Genomic DNA, 21,326 nt, shown 5'->3' with positions numbered 1-21,326 from the left:
ACCGGGCCTACGGGGGCCAAAAATTCTGTAGGCCGGGTAAGCGTCACGTCACCCGGCATTGAGATTTACGCCTGCTCTTTCACAGTCGGTTTCGGCAGGAAGCCTTCCAGCACAATCAGCGCTGCGCCGATGCAGATCGCGCTATCGGCGAGGTTGAAGGTGGCAAAATGCCAGTCGCCGACGTAGAAGTCTATCATATCGACCACAAAGCCATGCCACAGGCGATCGAACAAGTTGCCCAGCGCGCCGCCGATAATCAGCGCGTAGGCAATATTGTTCAGCTTTTGCGTCGCCTTCGAACGGTACATCAGCACCGTCAGTACTACGCAAATGCCGATCGCGATCCCGGAAAAGAACCAGCGCTGCCAGCCGCCGCTGTCGGCGAGAAAGCTAAAGGCCGCGCCATAGTTGCGGGCATAATGCAGATTAAGCGACGGGAACAGCGGAACCGTCTCCCCCAGAGCGAAGTTCTGGAGGATCAGGAATTTGCTGCCCAGATCGATAATCAGCACGGCTACGACCACCCACAGCCAGCGTAGCCCCGTTGAACAGATCGATTTACTCATCAGGCGAATTTACGTTGCTCGCCGTCACCGGCGACGTTGCTCACACAGCGTCCGCAGATTTCCGCGTGTTCCGCCACCTTGCCGATATCGGTGGTGTAATGCCAGCAGCGCGGGCATTTCTCACCTTCAGCTTTACTCAATGCGACTTTCAGCCCTTTGAGCAGTTCGCTTTGCTGCGCATCAGCGGACGCGCTCGCATAGTCTGCGACGTTCGCCCCGGAGGTCAACAGGACAAATCGCAATTCATCGCCCAGCGCATTGAGCTTAGCCGCCAGATCGGCATCAGCATACAGCGTGACTGCCGCTTCCAGCGAGCCGCCGACTTTCTTATCCGCACGCGCCTGCTCGATCACCTTGTTGACTTCGCCACGCACCTTCAGCAGCTCGTCCCAGAAATCGTCGTTCATCGCTTCGTCGTCGGCCAGGCCGAACAGACCTTCATACCACTCGCCGGTGAAGACATATTTCTCACGCTCGCCCGGCAGATAGCCCCAGATTTCATCTGCGGTGAAGGACATGATCGGCGCCATCCAGCGCACCAGCGCTTCCACGATATGGAACAGCGCGGTCTGGCAGCTGCGACGCGCCACGCTGTCCGCCTTGGCGGTGTACTGGCGGTCTTTGATGATGTCGAGGTAGAACGAGCCCATCTCGATGGAGCAGAAGCGCATCAGGCGCTGCACCACTTCATGGAAGTCGTAGGATTCGTAGGCTTTCAGGATATCTTCCTGTGCCGCCTGCGCGCAGCCGACCGCCCAGCGGTCCAGCACCACCATCTCTTCCGGTTTAACCATGTCTTTCGCCGGATCGAAACCGTTAAGGTTCGCCAGCAGGAAGCGCGCGGTATTACGGATACGACGATAGCTGTCGGCGGCGCGTTTGAGGATCTCGTCAGAGACCGCCATTTCGCCGGTGTAGTCGGTGGAAGCCACCCACAGGCGCAGGATATCGGCGCCGAGCTTGTTCATCACGTCCTGCGGGCTAACGGTGTTGCCGATAGACTTGGACATTTTGCGGCCCTGACCGTCGACGGTGAAGCCGTGGGTCAGTACCTGACGATATGGCGCTTTGCCTTTCATCGCCGTGGAAATCATCAGCGAGGACATGAACCAGCCGCGATGCTGGTCAGAACCTTCCAGATACATATCGGCGGCGTGACCGGCGAATTCCGGACGCACGTCAACCACGGAAGAGTGGGTCGACCCGGAGTCAAACCAGACGTCGAGGGTATCCGGCACTTTCTCATAGCTGTCGGCGTCATCGCCAAGAATGTCGCGGGAATCGAGATCCCACCACGCCTGGATGCCGTCAACTTCAACGCGTTTTGCCACTTCTTCCATCAGTTCAAGGGTACGCGGGTGCAGTTCATGGGTTTCTTTATGCACGAACAGCGACATCGGCACGCCCCAGGTGCGCTGACGGGAGATACACCAGTCAGGGCGGTTAGCGACCATCGATTCGATACGCGCCTGGCCCCAGTCCGGGATCCACTGCACGCCTTTGATCTCTTTCAGCGACTGCGCGCGCAGGCCTTTCTGATCCATGCTCACGAACCACTGCGGAGTGGCGCGGAAGATGATCGGCGACTTGTGGCGCCAGCAGCATGGATAGCTGTGCTGCAGTTTCTCAACGTGTAACAGCGCGCCACGCTCACGCAGCATCTCAACGATGATGTCATTGGCTTTGAAAACATTAATGCCGTCCAGAGACGGCCAGGTGCCAGGCAGGTAAGCGCCGTCCGGGCCAACCGGGTTGGCGATTTCCAGACCGTATTTCTGGCTGATGGTGTAGTCGTCCGGACCGTGGCCGCCAGCGGTATGCACCGCACCGGTACCGGCATCCAGCGTCACGTGGTCGCCAAGGATCGCCGGCACGTCGAAATCGAGGAACGGATGCTTAAAGCGCATCAGCTCAAGCTCAGAACCTTGTACCGCCGCCAGAATAGTGTAGTCCGTCGCGCCAACGCGCTTCATTACGCTCTCAACCAGGTCTTTCGCCAGGATCAGCGCCTGGCCGTCAACCTGCACCAGCGCATAGTCGAACTCAGGAGACAGAGAGATAGCGCGGTTGGCCGGCAGGGTCCACGGCGTGGTGGTCCAGATAACCAGCGACACCGGACCGTTGACGTCGGCTACGCCGAATTTCGCCAGTACCGCGGCTTTGTCTACCGCGTGGAACGCGACATCGATAGACGGAGAGGTTTTGTCGTAATACTCCACTTCCGCTTCCGCCAGCGCGGAACGGCAGTCTACGCACCAGTGCACCGGTTTGGCGCCTTTATGCAGGTGGCCATTACCGATGATTTTGCCCAGCGCGCGGATGATGTTGGCTTCGGTTTTGAAGTCCATGGTCAGGTACGGATGCGACCAGTCGCCCAGCACGCCGAGACGGATAAAGTCTTTACGCTGGCCATCGATCTGCTCGGCGGCATATTCGCGGCACTTAGCGCGGAATTCGGCAGCGGTAAATTTCTCACCCGGCTTGCCGTATTCCTGCTCCACTTTCAGCTCGATCGGCAGACCGTGGCAGTCCCAGCCCGGAACGTAAGGCGAGTCATAGCCCGTCAGTCCTTTGGACTTAACGATAATGTCTTTCAGAATCTTGTTTACCGAGTGACCAATATGAATGCTGCCATTCGCATAAGGAGGGCCATCATGCAGAATGAAGGTTTTTTTGCCTTTTTTGGCTGCACGAATGATGCCGTACAGGTCATCATCGGTCCAACGCGCCAGCATTCCCGGTTCGCGTTTGGCGAGGTCGCCACGCATAGGGAACCCTGTTTCCGGCAAATTCAGGGTCGATTTATAGTCACTCATCAGATTCTCGGTTCCGTATTTCGGTTTGATAAACACCAGTGGCTCAGGCCTGGCTGGTCAGCCCAAATAATTCGCGGGCCGTTAACTCATCACGTGCGATTTGCGCCTTCAGCTCGTCCAGCGACGCAAACCGCTGCTCGTTACGTATCTTTTTACGCAGTATTACATTGATATGGCGACCGTAGAGGTCCATTACAACGTCCAACAGATGTACTTCGAGCTGCTGACGCACGCCCGCAACCGTTGGACGGGTGCCAATATTGGCGACGCCCGCTATCGGTTTGTCACCCAGCCCTGTCACTTCTACCGCATAGACCCCTTTAACCGGGGAAACCTGACGACGCAGCGGTAAGTTCGCCGTCGGAAAACCTATGGTTCGGCCTAGTTCATCACCATGCACGACGCGTCCGGAGATGCTAAACGGATGGCCGAGCAGCGTCTCCGCCAGCAGGAGATCGTCATCGGCCAGCGCCTGGCGTACCGCCGTGCTGCTGATTCGCACCCCGCCTTCGCAGAAGGTTTGGGTACTGGTGACGTCGAAGCCATATTCCGCCCCCGCCTTTTGTAATAACAAGAAATCCCCCTGGCGACCAGCGCCAAAGCGGAAATCGTCACCAACGGCGAGGAACTGCACGCCCAGGCGACGCACCAGCAGTTCACTGATAAAATCCTGCGCGGTTAGCGCGGCGAACCGGCGGTCAAAGCGAACGCACAATACATAGTCAACCCCGCTTTCAGCCAGATAGCCCAGCTTTTCACGCAGGCGGGTCAATCGCGCCGGGGCTTTATCAGCGGCAAAGAGCTCCAGCGGCTGGGGTTCAAAAATCATCACCACGACCGGTAAACCGCGCTGGCGGCCCTCTTCGCGCAACCGCTGCAGCAGCGCCTGATGCCCACGATGCACGCCGTCGAAATTACCAATGGTCAGCACGCACCCGTGCGGGGCCTGACTGAGATTATGTATGCCGCGTATCAGCTTCATGTCTGGCTCAAAACAGTGAAAATCGTCCGAGTATACCTTGTACAACTGTCAACGTTAACCAGCGATTGCACCTCGGCAACGAAAGTTCTCAGGAATTCATTCACTCAGCGCGAGAAAGCGTGAAAACTGGCCGCGCCCGGCGATTTTTATGGTGGAAAAGCTGTATTCGCCTGCAACAAGCTGGTAGAATCTTGCGCCATCACTACGTAATGAAGCGCTGTGGTGTTAAACGGCGCTTATTTGCACAAATCCATTGACAAAAGAAGGCTAAACGGGCATATTCCTCGGCCTTTGAATTGTCCATATAGAACACATTTGGGAGTTGGACCTTGGCTAATATCAAATCAGCTAAGAAGCGCGCCGTTCAGTCTGAAAAGGCTCGCAAGCACAACGCAAGCCGTCGCTCTATGATGCGTACTTTCATCAAGAAAGTATACGCAGCTATCGAAGCTGGCGACAAAGCTGCTGCACAGAAAGCATTTAACGAAATGCAACCGATCGTGGACCGTCAGGCTGCTAAAGGTCTGATCCACAAAAACAAAGCTGCGCGTCATAAAGCAAACCTGACTGCACAGATCAACAAACTGGCTTAATCGCCTGCTTGCTGAACTTTGTTAAAGAAACCCGCGAAAGCGGGTTTTTTTATGCCCACCATCTTCCCCCGGTAGCGCACGCTGGCGCGATCTGAGCCACGCCAGCCCACGCCTTCCGGCTATCGGGGTTCGGTGAACAGCGACGAATAATCGCGATTACAGATACGCTGTACCGCCGGGTGCTGAATCATTCGTTCAGCGAAAATAGCGTGATATTCCTCCATCACGCTATCCATACGGCCAATTTCGACAATCGATTCATCATGGTAGAAATCATGCGCGTAGAGCGTCGGCGCGACAAATATCGCATTATGTGCGGCGCCGAAGGCTTTCATGAGCGCCGCGTCGTCAAACTCGCCGAGGATCTCCACCTTCAGGCCCTGCACGTTAATCCAGTTCAGCAGCTTACGTCCCAGCATCGATCGCCGGCCGGGGATCAGCAGCCGCCGCTCTTCGAGGCAGGCCGGGAACGGCTTCGTCGGCGCCGGATTCATGCACCAGAAGCTGACGCTGCACTCGCCGATCTTCACCGAAAATAGCCCTTCCTGCTGCGTCGAGTCGATCGGGCAGTCAGAGATAATCATGTCGAGCTTATGCTGGCTCAGCTGCTCCAGCAGCAGCTCATGAGTGGATTCAAAACAGCGCAGATGAATCTGCTCGCTCTCAACGACAGCGGCATCCAGCACGCCGCTGACCAGCCGTTTCGAGAGCGCATCGGCCACGCCGACGTCAAACAGCAGGTTCGACTCTTTGCGATAGTTGACGATGTCGAGCATCTCCTGGCTGAGGGTAAACATCCGGTCGGCATAGCGAAAAACCAGCTCCCCCAGCTCGCTCGGCTCAAGCCCCCTTCCCTTTCGCTTAAATAATTTTCCCTGCAGGCGCTCCTCCAGGGCTTTGATCTGCCCGGTAATGGTCTGCGGCGTCAGAAACAGCGCCTCCGCCGCGCCCACGACGGACCCTTCTTTATACACGTGCCAGAAGTAGTACAGATGATTGTAGTTAATATGTGACATGCTTCTCTCCCTGATAATGTCCAGGAGAGCCTGGCGGGCTCTCCTGCAAAAAGGTTATACCGCGAGGCGAGTATCCGTCACGCGCTGACGCAGTATGAGGTAGCCGACGACCGCTGATAGCACTGAGCCGATCAGGATGCCCAGCTTAGCCCAGTTGATCAACGCGGGATCCACGCTGCCAAAGGCCAGGGTGGCGATGAAAATCGACATCGTAAAGCCAATCCCGCACAGGATCCCCACCGCCATAATTTGCTTGCAGGTGGTTCCCTCCGGCAGCGAAGCCCACTTCAGCTTCAGGGCCAGCCAGCAGAACAGGCTAATCCCCAGCGGCTTACCGATAAACAGGCCAGCCATAATGCCCAGCGGCAGGAGCGACGTCAGCCCGGCAAGGGTGACCCCCTGCAGTGAGACCCCCGCGTTCGCGAAGGCAAACAGCGGCAGGATCATAAACGCCACCCACGGGTGCAGGACATGCTCAAGCGCTTTGGCCGGCGACTTGCCATGCTTTTCCTCGAGCGGGATCATAAAGCCGACAATCACCCCGGCAAGGGTCGCGTGAACGCCAGACTTCAGCACCGCCGTCCACAGCACCGCGCCAACCAGAATATAGATCCCGGTACGCCGCACGCCGCTCAGATTCAGGGCCACCAGCACCGCGATCGCCGCCGCCGCCACGCCCAGCGAGAGCATGGACAGGTCGTGGGTATAAAACAGCGCGATAATCACGATAGCCCCGAGGTCATCAATAATCGCCAGCGCCATCAGGAAAATCTTCAGCGCCGTCGGGACCCGGCTACCTAACAGCGCCAGCACGCCGAGGGCAAAGGCAATATCCGTCGCCGCCGGGATCGCCCACCCTTCTCTGGCGACAGGATCCTGGGCGTTAAAGGCCAGGTAGACCAGCGCCGGGACGATCATGCCGCCCAGCGCGGCTATCACCGGGAAGACCGCCTGACGGCGGCTCGCCAGCGACCCCTGAATCAGCTCGCGCTTGACCTCCAGGCCAATCAGCAAAAAGAAAACCGCCATCAGGGCATCATTGATCCATAACAGCATGTTCTTGTTGATCTCCAGCGCGCCCACACGCAGCTGTACTGGCGTATCAAGGAAGGAGTGATACAGACCGCTGGTCACGCTGGTATTGGCCATCACCATCGCCAGCGCGGCGGCGATAATTAAGACAATGCCGCCGGAAGCATCGCTACTAAAGAATCGTTGCAGATGTTTCACTTTTACTTTCATCCTGTTGGTGAATAACTCGATAAAAGCATAATACACATACTGATAACTCGAAAAAATCAGATTTAAGTTGCGCTAATATTCGCTTTTTACGAGTTAAAGGGGAGTTCTAAGGCGAAAAAAAGCCCGGGCAGCAAAGGCCCGGGCCGGATATCAACAAAGGTGGAATTAGCGGGTCAGGTCGTCGAAGAACTTCTTCACGCCGTCAAAGAAGCTTTTCGAACGCGGGCTGTTGTTTTCCCCGGTCGGACCGCCGAAGCTCTCCTGAAGCTCTTTCAGCAGCTGCTTCTGCTTCTCATTCAGCCCCACCGGCGTCTCCACCACCACGCGGCACAGCAGATCGCCCTGCGCACCGCCGCGAACGGATTTCACGCCTTTTCCACGCATGCGGAACAGCTTGCCGGTCTGGGTTTCACCTGGAATTTTCAGGTTCACGCGGCCGTCGAGCGTTGGGACCTCGATCTCACCGCCCAGCGCCGCCATGGTGAAGTTGATCGGAACTTCGCAGTACAGGTTATTGCCTTCACGCTCAAAGATAGCGTGCTGCTTCACCTGAACCTGAACGTACAGATCGCCTGCCGGCGCGCCATGTTCGCCGGCCTCGCCTTCGCCCGCCAGACGGATCCGGTCACCGGTATCCACGCCCGCCGGAATTTTAACCGACAGGGTTTTGGTCTTTTCTACGCGGCCATGGCCATGACATTTATTGCACGGATCTTTAATCAGCGTACCGCGTCCCTGGCAGTGCGGACAGGTCTGCTGTACCGCAAAAAAGCCCTGGCGCATCTGCACCTGGCCTGCGCCATGACAGGTCGGACAGGTCTGCGGTTTGCTGCCGGCCTTGGCGCCGCTACCGTGGCAGACGTCGCACTCTTCCAGCGTCGGAATACGGATCTCTTTAGTGACGCCGCGCACCGCTTCTTCCAGCGTCAGCTCCATGTTGTAACGGAGATCGGCGCCGCGTGCCGCGCGCTGACGACCACGCCCGCCGCCAAAGATATCGCCGAAAACATCGCCAAAGATATCGCTGAAGTCGGCACCGCCGCCAAAACCGCCGCCGCCGCCCATGCCGCCCTGTTCGAAGGCCGCGTGGCCGTACTGATCATAGGCCGCACGCTTCTGGGCATCAGTCAGGATTTCATACGCTTCTTTGATTTCTTTAAATTTGGCTTCAGCCTCTTTATCACCCTGGTTGCGGTCCGGGTGATATTTCATGGCCAGGCGCTTATAAGCCTTTTTGATTTCACGCTCTTCCGCTGTTTTGGAAACGCCTAAAATCTCGTAGTAATCTTGCTTTGCCATCGGTGTTTTTCAGCCCCTTAACATGCGTGCACGGGCGGAGAGGAAACCTCTTCGCCCGTGCCAGTGTTTTACCCGTTCAAAGGGCGATTATTTTTTATCTTTCACTTCTTCGAACTCAGCGTCGACAACATCGTCGTCTTTCGCGTTGCTCGCCTGAGCGTCAGCGGAACCCGCCTGCTGCTGAGCGTGCTGCTGCTGAGCAATTTCCATCAGCTTCTGAGAAGCCTGCGCCAGCGCCTGCATTTTCGCTTCGATATCCGCTTTGTCTTCGCCTTTCAGAGAAGATTCCAGCGCGGTCAGCGCAGACTCAATGGCAGTTTTGTCGTCAGCCGGTAGTTTATCGCCTGCTTCTTCAACCTGCTTACGAGTGCTGTGCAGCAGATGGTCGCCCTGGTTGCGGGTCTGTACCAGCTCTTCGAACTTACGGTCAGATTCGGCGTTAGCTTCTGCTTCGCGAACCATTTTCTGAATTTCTTCTTCATTCAGACCGGAAGACGCTTTGATGGTGATCTTCTGCTCTTTACCGCTGTTTTTGTCTTTCGCGGAGACGTGCAGGATACCGTCAGCATCGATGTCGAAGGTCACTTCGATCTGCGGCATGCCGCGCGGCGCCGGGTTAATACCATCCAGGTTGAACTGACCCAGAGATTTGTTATCAGACGCGCGTTTACGCTCACCCTGCAGCACATGGATGGTTACCGCAGACTGGTTGTCTTCAGCGGTAGAGAACACCTGGCTGTGCTTGGTCGGGATGGTGGTGTTTTTGCTGATAAGCGCAGTCATCACGCCGCCCATGGTTTCGATACCCAGCGACAGCGGGGTTACGTCGAGCAGCAGAACGTCTTTCACATCGCCAGTCAGTACACCGCCCTGAACGGCAGCACCGATCGCCACGGCTTCATCCGGGTTAACGTCTTTACGCGGTTCTTTACCAAAGAACTCGGCCACTTTCTTCTGCACCATCGGCATACGAGTCTGACCACCAACGAGGATCACGTCGTTGATATCGGAAACGGACAGACCGGCATCCTGCAGAGCGACTTTCAGCGGCTCGATGGAACGGTTAACCAGGTCTTCTACCAGGCTTTCCAGTTTCGCGCGAGTCACTTTGATGTTCATGTGTTTCGGACCGGTCGCGTCTGCAGTGATGTACGGCAGGTTAACGTCGGTCTGCTGAGCAGAAGACAGTTCAATCTTCGCTTTCTCAGCGGCTTCTTTCAGGCGCTGCATGGCCAGCGGGTCGTTGCGCAGGTCAATGCCCTGATCTTTCTTGAACTCATCAACGAGGTAGTTGATCAGACGAGTATCGAAGTCTTCGCCGCCCAGGTGGGTATCACCGTTGGTCGCCAGAACTTCAAAGGTTTTTTCGCCATCAACTTCGTCGATTTCGATAATCGAGATATCGAAAGTACCACCACCGAGGTCGTAAACCGCGATAGTACGGTTGCCCACTTCTTTATCCAGACCGTAAGCCAGCGCGGCCGCGGTTGGTTCGTTGATGATACGTTTAACTTCCAGACCGGCGATACGGCCGGCATCTTTGGTTGCCTGACGCTGCGCATCGTTAAAGTAAGCCGGTACGGTGATAACCGCTTCAGTTACCGGTTCACCCAGGTAATCTTCAGCCGTTTTCTTCATTTTCTTCAGCACTTCAGCAGAGATCTGCGGCGGTGCAGTTTTGGTGCCTTTCACATCCAGCCATGCGTCGCCATTGTCTGCGGCAACAATTTTGTATGGCATGATAGAAACGTCACGCTGAACTTCTTCGTCCTGGAAGCGGCGGCCAATCAGGCGTTTAATCGCAAACAGGGTGTTTTGCGGGTTTGTCACTGCCTGACGTTTAGCCGGCTGACCAACCAGAGTTTCACCATCCTGGGTATAGGCAATGATAGAAGGCGTGGTGCGATCGCCTTCGGCGTTCTCCAGCACGCGTGCAGTAGTGCCATCCATAATCGCTACACAAGAGTTGGTAGTACCCAGGTCGATACCAATAATTTTACCCATCTAAACGTCTCCACTAAAAATTCGATCAACATGTGGTTGTGAACCTGTAATAAGGGCGAAACGTGCGGTTTCAACTGCCCAGACATCATTTTTTTTCAGGTTCTTCACTGCGGTTGACTACAAGATGGGGTCGCCCACTCCGGCATCAAGGGGCAAGCATAAAAATTTTTTGCCTCGGATTCGCACAGGGTTACGGATGACTTGCCGAACAAGGTTGTTGGATGGCAAAAACGACGGCGAAATATACATACAAAAAACGGATTAAAATAGGAAATACATTCATAATATCATTGACATAACCCGCAATACTTGCGCGCTAAAAGCCCCGTTTTCGCAGTGATAAACTTCCCCGCCATCGCACTTCGCTTATTCAGGGGACAAATTAATGAAATCGCTATACCGGCTTTCCGTAGGGCTTATCCTCGGCGTGTCATTTATCACCTCGGCGGCCGCTAACGACCATAAAATTCTCGGCGTGATAGCTATGCCGCGCAATGAAACCAACGACCTGACGCTGACGCTCCCCGTCTGCCGGGTGGTCAAACGCATTCAGCTCAGCGCCGACCGCGGCGATGTACAACTCTCCGGGGCGACGGTCTACTTTAAGGCCAGCCGCGGCGCCAGCCACACGCTGAACGTCCCCGCCGGGATCAAAGAGGGCAGCACCACCGGCTGGATCAACATCAATAGCGATAACGACAACAAACGTTGCGTGAAGAAGATCGCCTTCTCCGGCCACACGGTGCACTCCTCAGATATGGCATCACTGAAAATTATCGGCGATGACTAATGTCGCCCCTGCCCGAGAGAAAACGTTATGCATATTAATTACCTGGAGGATGACGATCTCGCCTTTCTGCCTGAGTGCAGCGAGGCGCATCTGGAAGCCTTTACCCGCATTCTGACCCACGGGGAAAATGGCAAACCCCGTCTCTCCAGCACGCTCCTGCGCAACGAGACATTTTTAGCGATGGAGGGGCACCCGGAGCGTTATCGCCGCAACTGGCAGCTAATCGCCGGTGAGCTACAGCATTTTGGCGGCGATAGCATCGCCAACACGCTGCGCCGCCATGGCAAATTTTATCGCGCGATCCTGCTGGATGTATGTAAACGACTGAAAGCGAAGGTCGACAAACAGCTGTCGACGCCGCAGATCGAGCAGCAGTTGCTGGCGCATTTTCTGCAGCACAGCTGGAATAAACTGAACGCGGAGCAAAAAGCGCACTTTCTCGCCGCGGTGGAGTGCCGGAGCCATGAGCTGGACAGCCTGATGGCTCATCTGCTGAGGCATCGCAAGCTAAGCGAAGGCGTCACTTTGTTGCTGGACGAACGCTTAACCGCCATCCTGCGCACGCACGCCGCGGTGAGCGTCATCGGTCATGGCCTGGTGCGCGGCGCCGGGCTGGGCGGACCGCTCGGCGCCGCGCTGAACAGCGTGAAAGCGGTGAGCGGCAGCGCCTACCGGGTCACCATCCCCGCGGTCCTGCATATTGCCTGTTTACGGCACATGCTCCAGCCGCCGTCAGACACCGCGGAAATTGGTGAAAAATACCCCGCCAGATCATAGACAGCCCTTCAGCGCCTCATTATTATGCCGCGCCCCGCCGCCAAGTCGCGGGGTAATGCTTCCCTTTTAATGATAATTTTGAGGAATTATGGGCAACACTAAGTTGGCTAATCCGGCACCGCTGGGCCTTATGGGCTTCGGCATGACCACTATTCTGCTTAACCTGGCGAATAGCGGCCTGTTCGCATTCGATGTAGCTATCCTGGCGATGGGCATTTTTTACGGCGGCATTGCGCAAATTTTTGCCGGCCTGCTGGAATACAAAAAAGGCAACACTTTTGGCTTAACCGCTTTTACCTCCTACGGCAGCTTCTGGCTGACGCTGGTGGCGATTCTTCTGATGCCGAAAATGGGCCTGGCAGACGCGCCAAACGCGCACTTCCTCGGTATGTACCTCGGCCTGTGGGGCGTCTTTACCCTGTTTATGTTCTTTGGCACCCTGAAGGCAGCCCGCATGCTGCAGTTTGTCTTCCTGAGCCTGACCGTACTGTTCGCGCTGCTGGCGATTGGCCATTTGGTCGATAACGAAGGCATTGTGAAGGTAGCCGGCTGGGTCGGCCTGATTTGTGGCGCCAGCGCTATTTACCTGGCGATGGGTGAAGTGCTGAACGAACAGTTCGGCCGCACCGTGCTGCCGATCGGCGAACCGCGCTAATCTTCCGCCGCCGTCCGGTCACAGGGCGGCGGCAGGTCATTATCAGCATCAGCTAGCCATCGTTAACGCTGCAGCTCCCCTTCCGGCATCCCCGTCGGCGCCGTCAGCTCCTGACGCAGCCAGATACCTAATCCCAGCCCCATCAGCGACAGGGCCAGCACATACCAGGCCGGCGCCATCGGCGACACCCCCATCAGCATGGTGACCGCAATCGGCGTCAGGCCGCCAAAGATCGCGTACGACAGGTTGTAGGAGAAAGAGATGCCGGTGAAGCGTACTTCCGCCGGGAAGGCCCGCACCATCACATAGGGCACCGCCCCCACCACGCCGACGCACAGCCCCACCGTACCGTAGAGCAGAAACAGCCGCTGCGGGCTGGCGCCGGCAAGATGGTAAAATGCCCAGCTGGCAACCGCCAGCAGCAGGCTGCCGACGATAAAAGTGCGGCTGGCGCCGAAGCGGTCCGCCGCCAGCCCGGCGAGCAGACAGCCGATGCACAACATAATGGTGGCGATGCTGTTGGCCTGCAGGGTAATGGCCGGCGCAAAACCATAGTGCTTCTGCAGCCAGACCGGCGACATCAGGATCACCACCACCACGCCAGCCGACAGCAGCCAGGTCAGCAGCATAGAGATCACCACCGCCTTCTGGTGCTTGAGCGCCACCGCTTTTACCGGCAGCTCCTGCGCCAGCGCTTTGCGCTGCTGCATCTCAAGAAAAATCGGCGTCTCCTGCAGCCAGCGGCGCAGATACATCGCTATCAGACCAAATACGCCGCCCAGCAGGAAGGGGATCCGCCAGCCGCCGTCGTGGATCCCCTGCGGCGTCAGACTGGTATTGATAAGCGTGGCCACCACCGACCCCAGCAGAATGCCAACCGTCAGGCCGGCCGTCAGCGTGCCGCAGGCGATACCAATGCGTTTTTCCGGGACATGCTCAGCGACAAACACCCAGGCGCCTGGAACTTCACCGCCGATCGCCGCTCCCTGCAGAATACGCATCAGCAGCAATAGCAGCGGGGCGATGATACCTACCGAGCTATAGGTCGGTAGCAGACCGATCGCCAGGGTTGGCAGCGCCATCAGCAGGATGCTGAGGGTGAACATTTTCTTGCGCCCCACCAGATCGCCAAAGTGGGCCATGATGATTCCCCCCAGCGGACGCGCCAGGTAACCGGCGGCGAAAATGCCAAAAGTTTGCACCTGGCGCAGCCATTCGGGAATATCCGCAGGGAAGAAGAGCTCGCCGACGACGGCGGCGAAGAAAACGAAAATGATAAAGTCATAAAACTCCAGCGCGCCGCCCAGGGCGGCCAGCGTCAGCGTTTTATAATCCTGGCGGTTGAGCGGTCGGTTTGCATATGACATAACGCAATTTCATCCTGAGGTGTGCAGCGTGTTTTATAGTGTGTAAAGTAAAAATCACTATATCGTAAATAAAACGGCACACCATTAGCGATGCAGGTTATATCAAAAATGCATCAAATTCAGGATAAAGTTTCGCGTCTGGCGCTCTTGGGACGAAAAGCTTCTACTACACGGCCATCGGTTTCCACATAAGGCCCTTCAAGCAACTGTACACAATAAGGTACACTTGCGAAAATACCGTGCACCAGCACGTTGCCGTCAGCATCTTTCACCCCTTCCAGAGTCTCCTGAATTGCTTTCGGTTGCCCGGGAAGGTTGAGGATCAGCGCCTGCTTGCGGATCACACCGACCTGCCGGGAAAGGATAGCCGTCGGCACAAAGTGTAGGCTAACCTGGCGCATTTGCTCGCCGAAGCCCGGCATCTCGCGATCGGCGATCGCCAGCGTTGCGTCGGGCGTCACATCGCGACGCGCAGGGCCGGTTCCGCCGGTGGTCAGCACCAGATGGCACCCCATTTCGTCAACCAGTTCGCACAGCGTTTGCTCAATGATGGCCTGCTCATCCGGAATCAGACGGGTTTGCAGCTCGAAAGGGGTGGTCAGGGCACGTGCCAGCCACTCTTCCAGTGCCGGGATGCCTTTGTCCTGATAGACGCCGCTGGAGGCGCGATCGGAAATGGAAACTAAGCCGATTCGTAAGGTATTCATGGTTATTCCGTTCAAACTGTGGCGTTAAACGAAATGATACACTGCCGGAGGCGGGACAGACAGTGTAATGTGGCCGACGGGCGTCGGCCACCTGCGCGATTACAGCAGTTCGTCGATCATTTTTTCCAGTTTTTCCTGGTCGATCGCAAACTTACGGATACCTTCCGCCAGTTTGTCTACCGCCATCGGATCCTGGTTATGCTGCCACAGGAACTCAGATTCGGTAATACGCTCCGGACGCGCTTTCACTTCACCGGTATATACCAGCTTACGCTCAACAGCGCCTTCGCTTTCGGACAGCTCTTTCAGCAGCGCCGGGGCGATGGTCAGGCGGTCACAGCCAGCCAGTTCCAGAATTTCGCCAACGTTACGGAAGCTTGCGCCCATCACGACGGTTTCATAGCCGTGCTGCTTGTAATACTCGTAGATTTCGCTGACGGAAACTACGCCCGGATCTTCTGCCGGTGCGTACTCTTTCTTGTCGGTGTTGGCTTTGTACCAGTCGAGGATACGGCCAACGAACGGCGAAATCAGGAAGACGCCCGCTTCGGCGCAAGCGCGAGCCTGAGCGAAGGAGAACAGCAGCGTCAGGTTACAGTTAATGCCTTCTTTTTCCAGCTGTTCAGCGGCGCGAATGCCCTGCCAGGTGGAGGCCAGTTTGATCAGAATGCGATCGTTGCTGATGCCCGCGTCGTTGTACAGCTTGATGATGCGCTTGGCTTTCGCGATAGACGCTTCGGTGTCATAGGAGAGACGTGCGTCCACTTCGGTGGAGATACGGCCCGGGATCAGTTTCAGAATTTCGAGACCGATGTTCACCGCCAGCTTATCGGAAGCATCGAGGATCTGCTGCGCGCGATCGCTGCTCTGGCTACGAGCCCAGGCGACAGCGTCGTCAATCAGCTTACGGTACTCAGGGATCTGAGCCGCGCCGAGAATCAGGGAAGGGTTAGTGGTGGCATCCTGAGGCTGATACAGCTTCATTGCCGCAATATCTCCGGTGTCAGCGACGACAGTGGTGTACTGACGCAGAGAAGTTAATTTATCCGTCATGATATATTTCTCTTAAACAGCAGTTAAGGGGATGTAACCGGTCTGCCCAGATGATAACACGCTGCCGGGTCAGCGCAACCGCCGACGAGAGAAGAGCGCAGAGTGTGATAAACTATGCAGATTAATTTGCTGAAAGCGAAAGGATTGTCACTTAATTGGTAACGCTTACACTGGCGTGCCGGCATGGACAAGAGGATGTTTAATGCCTGATTTTCTCTCATTTATCAATGAAATACTCTGGGGCTCAGTGATGATTTATCTGCTACTGGGCGCCGGTATCTGGTTTAGCTGGCAAACCCGGGGTATTCAGTTTCGTTACGTGCGCAAATTCGGCCGCAGTCTAAAAAAAAGCCTGCACCCGCAGCCGGGTGGTTTAACGTCCTTTCAGGCGCTCTGTACCAGCCTTGCCGCCCGGGTCGGCAGCGGCAATCTTGCCGGGGTGACGCTGGCGATCGCCGCCGGTGGGCCCGGCGCCGTATTCTGGATGTGGGTTTCCGCCCTGCTCGGCATGGCCAGCAGCTTTGCTGAATGTTCCCTTGCTCAGCTGTATAAAGAACGCGATAGCCGCGGACAGTTTCGCGGCGGCCCGGCCTGGTACATGGCGCGCGGGCTCGGCATGCGTTGGATGGGCGTCCTGTTTTCGATCCTCCTCCTGCTGGCCTATGGTTTTATCTTCAATACCGTGCAGGCTAACTCCGTGGCCCATGCCTTGCGCTATGCGTTCGATCTGCCGGCGGCGGTCAGCGGCGGCGTGCTGGCCGTTGTCGTTTTGCTGGCGATCCTCCGTGGTTTACGCGGCGTGGCGCGTCTGATGCAATGGATCGTTCCCTTTATGGCGCTGTTGTGGATCGCCACCAGCCTGCTCATCGGCCTGTGGCACATCACCGCCCTGCCGACGATTTTCGCCACCATCTTTCGCTGCGCCTTCGGCTGGCAGGAGGCCGCCGCCGGCGCGGTGGGCTACACCATCAGCCAGGCGCTGACCAGCGGCTTCCAGCGCGGCATGTTCTCCAATGAAGCAGGGATGGGCTCTTCGCCTAACGCCGCCGCGGCCGCCGCCTCCTGGCCGCCGCACCCGGCGGCGCAGGGGATCGTGCAGATGATTGGCGTGTTTATCGATACTATCGTGATCTGTACCGCAAGCGCGATTATCGTCATGCTGGCGCCGCGGCCCGACAATGAATATACGCTCAACGGTATTCAGGACTTGCAACACGCGATGAGCGTGCTGGTCGGCGGCTGGGGAGCGGGTTTTATCGCCCTCATCGTGCTGCTGTTCGCCTTTAGCTCTATCGTAGCCAATTACGTGTACGCGGAAAATAATCTGGTCTTCCTGCGCCTGGATAAGCCCCGCTATATCTGGGGGCTGCGAATACTCACCGTCCTGATGGTGCTGTTGGGGACCATGGTTAGCCTGCCTGTCGTCTGGCAGAGCGCGGATATCATCATGGCGCTGATGGCGATGACCAACCTGACGGCCATTCTGCTGCTCTCCCCGACGGTGCGGATTATCGCCAGCGATTATCTGCGTCAGCGGCGGCTGGGTATCCAGCCGACTTTCGATGCCACTCGTTACCCGGATATTGACCAACAGCTGGCCCCAGGCACCTGGAATGAATTGCCGCGCGAATAGCGCGGCAATTGCAGCTATCGATCCCACCATGCACTTTTTTTGTTAAAATTCGTCGAAATTACCTGCAAGGACTGGATATGCTGATTCTGATTTCACCTGCTAAAACGCTCGATTATCAAAGCCCGCTGGCAACGACTCGCTATACCCAGCCCGAACTCCTCGAGTATTCTCAGCAGCTTATCGGCATCGCCCGTAAGCTGAGCGCACCGCAAATCGGCAAGCTGATGAGCATTAGTGACAAGCTGGCGGATCTAAACGCCACCCGCTTCCACGACTGGCACCCTGACTTTACGCCGCAAAATGCCCGCCAGGCGATCCTCGCCTTTAAAGGCGATGTCTACACTGGCCTCCAGGCAGAGACGCTCACCGAGGACGACTTTGACTTCGCCCAGCAGCATCTGCGCATGCTCTCCGGGCTGTATGGCGTGCTGCGCCCGTTAGACCTGATGCAGCCCTACCGCCTGGAGATGGGGATCCGTCTGGAAAATCCGCGCGGCAAAGATCTGTACCAGTTCTGGGGGGATACCATTACCGAGAAGCTGAATCAGGCGCTGCGCGACCAGGGCGACGATATCGTCATCAACCTGGCTTCCGATGAATATTTTAAATCGGTGAAAACGCCAAAATTGCAGGGTCAGCTGATCAAGCCGGTATTCCTCGATGAGAAGAACGGCAAATTCAAAGTGATCAGTTTTTATGCGAAGAAAGCCCGCGGCCTGATGAGTCGCTACATTATTGAAAACCGCTTAACCCAGCCGGAGCAGCTCAAAGCTTTTAATAGCGAAGGCTATTTCTTTGATGCGGATGCCTCAGAGAAAGGCGAACTGGTGTTTAAACGCCACGAGCAGTAACACGTTACGGTAATAAAAAAGGGGAGTCATTCCCCTTTTCAATATAATTAAGCAGATTATTACTTATTTTAACGCACCCAGTTTTCCACCACGCCTTTTTCATCGAAGAAAATCATCAGCGAGTTCGAATCTTTTTGGCTGGACTTATCGACCGCATCGGCAGCTTGCGATGCCCCGGTTACCGGGATCATGGAACCCGCGAGGCTGACCAGGTTGATCCCTTTATCTACTGAATAATACCAGCTCTCTTTACCCGACGCCGTCACCGTCGTATGACCAGAATCCGGGGCACCAAAATACTGACGAACCTCGGCCTTGGTGGTTTTTCCGACAATGAGATGTTGTTTCAGATAGGCTGGCGTTAATTTATCTTCATTACCGCCAATCGTTGTCCCGGAGCAGCCTGTTAAAGCGAACATCACCAAAAAAAGAGATAAAATACGCATGTTTCCTCCTTGAAAACCTTGTGCATTAACAATGCATCTATAACAAATGATATCTATAGCTGCTTCATAATAAAATCAGCAGCATAAATATAAGCAGCATGAAATAATAAATAAAAAAGATAATCCAGTGGAATTATCCGGCAAAGAAGACAATCCGTAAAAGAGTTTGCAATAAAAGCAGTGCGCTGACAATAAAATAGTGTGGGGAATTTTATGGAGAGAAATTTTACTGATATGGAAAAGTGCGTTAAATATAAAAACCGGGCAATAGCTGCCCGGTTTGGTCGATCATGTTGCCGATATTATTGCCTGGCTTAGCCCATCATCAGCTTACGCAGCGCGGCGAAATCCGCCGGCAGGTTGTGAGACAGCAGCGGCAGGTCGGCGCGGTCGGCCAGCTCCTTCGGCAGCGGCAGAGTCTCCTGCAGGATCTCCTCCACGCTCTCTTTGAACTTCGCCGGATGGGCGGTGCCGAGGAACAGGCCGTACTCTCCCGGCTGCAGCTGATCGCGCAGCGCGCGCCAGGCAATCGCCGCATGCGGTTCAGAGATGTAGCCGATGGCCTTCAGCTCGCGCATCGCTGCTTTGGTGGTCTCATCATCGACCGCGGCATAGCCCAGCTCGCTGAGACGCCAGATTTTACGGCGGAACAGCTCTTCAACGCGCGGCCAGTTGTTCGGCTGGCTGACGTCCATGGCGTTGGACAGCGTCGCCTGGGTGGCTTTTGGCGCCCACTCGCCGCCCTGCAGATAGCGCGGAACGGTGTCGTTGGCGTTGGTGGCGGCGATAAAGCGCTTGATTGGCAGCCCCAGCGACTTGGCCAGCAGACCGGCGGTCAGATCGCCGAAGTTGCCGCTCGGCACGGAAATCACCAGCTGATTGCGGGCTTCCTGCGGCAGCTGCGCCGCCGCTTCGAAGTAGTAACAGATCTGCGCCAGCAGGCGGCTGATGTTGATGGAGTTAGCCGAGTTGAGACCCAGCGACGCCTTCAGCTCTTCATCGTCAAACGCCTGCTTCACCAGCGCCTGGCAGGCATCAAAGTCGCCATCAATCGCCACGGTTTCAATATTGCCGCCGAGGGTACAGAACAGCTTCTCCTGCAGCGGACTGATCTTGCCGCGCGGATAGAGGATCACTACCTTGACGTTCGGCAGGCCGTAGAAAGCATGCGCCACCGCCGCCCCGGTGTCGCCAGAGGTCGCGGTGAGGATGGTGACCGGCTTATCGCCTGCGATGTGGGTCAGCATCTGCGCCATAAAGCGGCCGCCGAAATCCTTGAACGCCAGCGTAGGGCCATGGAACAGCTCCAGACAGCCGACATCTTCCTGAACCTTGCTTACCGGCGCCGGAAACGCAAACGCCGCGCGCACCCGCTGCTGCAGGACATCCTGCGGGATCTCATCGCCGATAAAGGCGGATAGAATTTTGGCGCTACGGGTGACAAAGTCCTGCGCCAGCATGTCGTCGATTTCAGTCAGGCTGAATTCCGGCAGATCGTGCGGAAAGAACAGGCCCTGATGCTTGCCAAGTCCCTGGGTGACGGCCTGCGCAAAGCTGACCTGCTCGTTATGATCTTTTAAGTTATACAGTTTCATTGGTTATCCCACTACGCGTGCGCCCGCCGTGTCCAGCCGGCAAATATGAACAAAGCCTTCCTGATTCTGCAGATAGTGCGCGCCAAGCCAGTCGGCGACGCGCTGTGCGGTATCCGGTTTATCACACAACGCGAACAGCGTTGGGCCAGAGCCGGAGATGCCGCAAGCCTGGGCGCCCATCTCCATGGCCGCCTGACGCGCTTCGCTAAAGCCCGGCAGCAGTTTGGTTCGGTACGGTTCGGCAATCACATCTTTCATCAATTTTGCCGCCAGCTGCGGCTGGCGGGTGTAGCAGGCGTGAATAAAGCCCGCGAGGTGGCGACCATGGGCGATACAATCCTGGCGGCGATACTGCGCCGGCAGAATCGCCCGCGCTTCAGCAGTAGAGACTTTAATCCCCGGATAGGCCAGCACCCACAGCCACTCATCAAACCCGGGCACCTGCTGACTGATAATCCCATTCTCTTCGATCATCAACTGCATGCCGCCAAGATAGCACGGCGCCACGTTGTCGTAGTGAATGCTGCCGGAGATACGCCCTTCCATCTCTCCCATCAGCGCCAGCATGCGCGTCTCGTTCAGCGGCTTGCCGCAGAACTCGTTCATGGCCACCAGCGCAGCGACCACCGAGCAGGCGCTGGAACCCAGCCCGGAGCCAATCGGCATGTTTTTTTCCAGCGTCATCGCCACCGGCACCGTCTTGCCGATCTCCCGGCAAAAGCTTTCCCAGCACTGGTAAACAATGTTCTCCTGCGGCGCCGTCGGCAGTTTGCTGGCGAAGCGTCCAAGATTCTGCAGGCTAAATTGCTCCGCCGCTTCGACAGTGACGTTGTCGCCAAGCAGCGTGCCATCGACCGGCGTGACCGCCGCGCCCAACACATCAAACCCGACGCTCATATTGGCACTGGAAGCCGGGGCATATACTTTGACCATC

At 56.5% G+C, this 21,326-nt stretch carries 19 protein-coding genes and 1 pseudogene; 6 read left to right on the top strand and 14 right to left on the bottom strand.

The window, feature by feature from the left end; genetic code table 11:
• Nucleotides 1–65 precede the first annotated feature (65 nt).
• The 4 genes and pseudogenes from lspA to DR88_RS31385 all read right to left on the bottom strand — a co-directional run.
• On the bottom strand, nt 66–566 hold the full coding sequence (gene lspA, locus DR88_RS22465; protein ID WP_002887973.1) for a signal peptidase II: 501 nt from the start codon (nt 564–566) through the stop codon (nt 66–68).
• The gene (ileS, locus tag DR88_RS22470; RefSeq protein ID WP_004212580.1) at nt 566–3,382 is read right to left on the bottom strand and encodes an isoleucine--tRNA ligase; all 2,817 of its coding nucleotides are present in this window, start codon (nt 3,380–3,382) and stop codon (nt 566–568) included. Before ileS ends, lspA begins: the two co-directional genes overlap by 1 nt.
• 43 nt (nt 3,383–3,425) lie before the next feature.
• Nucleotides 3,426–4,364 carry a bifunctional riboflavin kinase/FAD synthetase gene (gene ribF / locus DR88_RS22475; RefSeq protein WP_002887969.1) on the bottom strand — a complete coding sequence of 313 codons (939 nt, stop codon included), beginning with the start codon at nt 4,362–4,364 and terminating at the stop codon, nt 3,426–3,428.
• Nucleotides 4,365–4,371: 7 nt separating this feature from the next.
• Nucleotides 4,372–4,577 (bottom strand): annotated as a pseudogene (locus DR88_RS31385) (DUF2575 domain-containing protein); the annotation flags it as partial.
• A gap of 116 nt (nt 4,578–4,693) precedes the next feature.
• Between DR88_RS31385 and rpsT the strand changes: the two are divergent.
• Nucleotides 4,694–4,957 carry a 30S ribosomal protein S20 gene (gene rpsT / locus DR88_RS0125060; protein ID WP_002887965.1) on the top strand — a complete coding sequence of 88 codons (264 nt, stop codon included), beginning with the start codon at nt 4,694–4,696 and terminating at the stop codon, nt 4,955–4,957.
• Nucleotides 4,958–5,076: 119 nt separating this feature from the next.
• Here the strand turns inward: rpsT and nhaR are convergent, their stop codons facing one another.
• The 4 genes from nhaR to dnaK form a co-directional block, all read right to left on the bottom strand.
• Nucleotides 5,077–5,973, bottom strand: coding sequence for a transcriptional activator NhaR (gene nhaR / locus DR88_RS22480; protein ID WP_002887961.1), 897 nt, complete (start codon nt 5,971–5,973; stop codon nt 5,077–5,079).
• A 54-nt stretch (nt 5,974–6,027) separates the two neighbouring features.
• Nucleotides 6,028–7,203: a Na+/H+ antiporter NhaA gene (gene nhaA, locus DR88_RS22485; RefSeq protein ID WP_002887958.1), complete on the bottom strand. Its 1,176-nt coding sequence runs from the start codon at nt 7,201–7,203 to the stop codon at nt 6,028–6,030.
• Nucleotides 7,204–7,380: 177 nt separating this feature from the next.
• Nucleotides 7,381–8,514 carry a molecular chaperone DnaJ gene (gene dnaJ / locus DR88_RS22490; RefSeq protein ID WP_002887955.1) on the bottom strand — a complete coding sequence of 378 codons (1,134 nt, stop codon included), beginning with the start codon at nt 8,512–8,514 and terminating at the stop codon, nt 7,381–7,383.
• Nucleotides 8,515–8,601: 87 nt separating this feature from the next.
• Complete coding sequence (dnaK, locus tag DR88_RS22495) at nt 8,602–10,518, bottom strand: molecular chaperone DnaK (protein WP_004146997.1); 1,917 nt, start codon at nt 10,516–10,518, stop codon at nt 8,602–8,604.
• Between the two features lie 385 nt (nt 10,519–10,903).
• Between dnaK and DR88_RS22500 the strand changes: the two genes are divergently transcribed.
• From DR88_RS22500 to satP, 3 genes are all read left to right on the top strand, one after another.
• Nucleotides 10,904–11,308 carry a DUF2541 family protein gene (locus DR88_RS22500; protein WP_002887909.1) on the top strand — a complete coding sequence of 135 codons (405 nt, stop codon included), beginning with the start codon at nt 10,904–10,906 and terminating at the stop codon, nt 11,306–11,308.
• A gap of 27 nt (nt 11,309–11,335) precedes the next feature.
• On the top strand, nt 11,336–12,085 hold the full coding sequence (gene msyB / locus DR88_RS22505; RefSeq protein WP_032443789.1) for an acidic protein MsyB: 750 nt from the start codon (nt 11,336–11,338) through the stop codon (nt 12,083–12,085).
• A gap of 88 nt (nt 12,086–12,173) precedes the next feature.
• Nucleotides 12,174–12,740: an acetate uptake transporter gene (satP, locus tag DR88_RS22510; RefSeq protein WP_004177461.1), complete on the top strand. Its 567-nt coding sequence runs from the start codon at nt 12,174–12,176 to the stop codon at nt 12,738–12,740.
• A gap of 62 nt (nt 12,741–12,802) precedes the next feature.
• Here satP and DR88_RS22515 read toward each other — a convergent pair whose 3' ends face one another.
• The 3 genes from DR88_RS22515 to tal form a co-directional block, all read right to left on the bottom strand.
• Nucleotides 12,803–14,107 (bottom strand): MFS transporter, encoded by a 1,305-nt coding sequence (locus DR88_RS22515; RefSeq protein ID WP_004146012.1) that lies wholly within the window; start codon nt 14,105–14,107, stop codon nt 12,803–12,805.
• Nucleotides 14,108–14,226: 119 nt separating this feature from the next.
• Nucleotides 14,227–14,814, bottom strand: a complete 588-nt coding sequence (gene mog / locus DR88_RS22520; RefSeq protein ID WP_002887898.1) for a molybdopterin adenylyltransferase — start codon at nt 14,812–14,814, stop codon at nt 14,227–14,229.
• Nucleotides 14,815–14,913: 99 nt separating this feature from the next.
• A complete protein-coding gene (tal, locus tag DR88_RS22525; protein ID WP_002887897.1) occupies nt 14,914–15,867 on the bottom strand; it encodes a transaldolase in 954 nt (317 codons plus the stop codon).
• 202 nt (nt 15,868–16,069) lie between these two features.
• Here tal and DR88_RS22530 point away from each other — a divergent pair, with 202 nt between their 5' ends.
• Both DR88_RS22530 and yaaA read left to right on the top strand, forming a co-directional pair.
• Nucleotides 16,070–17,500, top strand: coding sequence for an alanine/glycine:cation symporter family protein (locus DR88_RS22530; RefSeq protein WP_004222586.1), 1,431 nt, complete (start codon nt 16,070–16,072; stop codon nt 17,498–17,500).
• Nucleotides 17,501–17,577: 77 nt separating this feature from the next.
• The gene (gene yaaA / locus DR88_RS22535; protein ID WP_002887869.1) at nt 17,578–18,351 is read left to right on the top strand and encodes a peroxide stress protein YaaA; all 774 of its coding nucleotides are present in this window, start codon (nt 17,578–17,580) and stop codon (nt 18,349–18,351) included.
• 68 nt (nt 18,352–18,419) lie between these two features.
• On the opposite strand, the gene DR88_RS22540 is transcribed toward yaaA, so the two are convergent.
• From DR88_RS22540 to thrB, 3 genes are all read right to left on the bottom strand, one after another.
• The gene (locus DR88_RS22540; RefSeq protein WP_004222583.1) at nt 18,420–18,797 is read right to left on the bottom strand and encodes a hypothetical protein; all 378 of its coding nucleotides are present in this window, start codon (nt 18,795–18,797) and stop codon (nt 18,420–18,422) included.
• 314 nt (nt 18,798–19,111) lie between these two features.
• Entirely contained in the window at nt 19,112–20,392 is a 1,281-nt protein-coding gene (gene thrC, locus DR88_RS22545) for a threonine synthase (RefSeq protein WP_004146988.1), read from the bottom strand.
• 3 nt (nt 20,393–20,395) lie between these two features.
• The gene (gene thrB, locus DR88_RS22550; protein WP_002887853.1) at nt 20,396–21,325 is read right to left on the bottom strand and encodes a homoserine kinase; all 930 of its coding nucleotides are present in this window, start codon (nt 21,323–21,325) and stop codon (nt 20,396–20,398) included.
• Nucleotide 21,326: the final 1 nt, after the last annotated feature.

The sequence above is a fragment of the Klebsiella pneumoniae genome (genome assembly GCF_000742135.1).
GTDB classification, from domain to species: Bacteria; Pseudomonadota; Gammaproteobacteria; order Enterobacterales; family Enterobacteriaceae; genus Klebsiella; species Klebsiella pneumoniae.
The sequence above is the reverse complement of the archived record's forward strand: the minus strand, read 5'-3'. Positions and strand labels throughout refer to the sequence as shown.